This window comes from Nocardioides sp. CPCC 206348 (genome assembly GCF_048654705.1).
GTDB lineage: Bacteria > Actinomycetota > Actinomycetes > Propionibacteriales > Nocardioidaceae > Nocardioides.
The window spans coordinates 2,420-3,149 of the sequence record NZ_JBMCZA010000150.1 but is presented as its reverse complement, the minus strand read 5'-3'; the positions used below and the strand labels follow the sequence as shown (position 1 = coordinate 3,149).

The following is a 730-nucleotide window of genomic DNA, read 5'->3' as shown; positions in this document are numbered from 1 at the left end:
ACCGACCTGCTCGACGACGCCTGGTGGGGACCGACCATCCCGCTCCCCGGCCGCGCCTGGTTCTGCCTGGCCGAGCGCAACCTGCCCGGCTCGATCATCGTGAACTCCGCCGGCAAGCGGTACATGAACGAGGCACTCCCCTACGTCGAGGCCACCCACGAGATCTACAAGGGCGAGGCCACCGGCGTGCCGCACGTCCCGTCGTACATGGTCTTCGACCAGACCTACCGCAACCGGTACCTCTTCGCCGGCGTTCCGGGTCGCCAGCCGTTCCCCGGGCGCTGGTACAAGGACAAGGTCGTGGCGCGGGCCGACTCGCTCACCGAACTGGCCGACCTGGTCGGGCTCCCCGCCGAAGCGCTGGGCTCGACCGTCGAGCGCTTCAACGGATTCGCGCGCAGTGGCGTCGACGAGGACTTCCACCGGGGCGAGAGCGCGTACGACAAGTACTACTCCGACCCCAAGGTGAAGCCCAACTGCTCGCTCGCCCCGATCGAGAAGGGGCCGTTCTACGCCGTCAAGATCGTGCCGGGCGACCTCGGCACCAAGGGCGGCCTGGTCACCGACGAACGCGCCCGCGTGCTGCGCGAGGACGGGTCGGTCATCGGTGGCCTGTACGCCGCCGGCAACGTGTCGTCTGCCGTCATGGGCAACACCTACCCCGGGCCCGGCGGCACCATCGGTCCCGCCCTCGTGTTCGGCTACCTCGCCGTCGAAGACATCACCGCTA

General features: G+C 69.2%; 1 protein-coding gene. It reads left to right on the top strand.

The features are described from left to right. Nucleotides 1–730: FAD-binding protein (locus tag ACOADB_RS10555; protein WP_378597993.1), on the top strand; the 730-nt coding region annotated here is incomplete at both ends.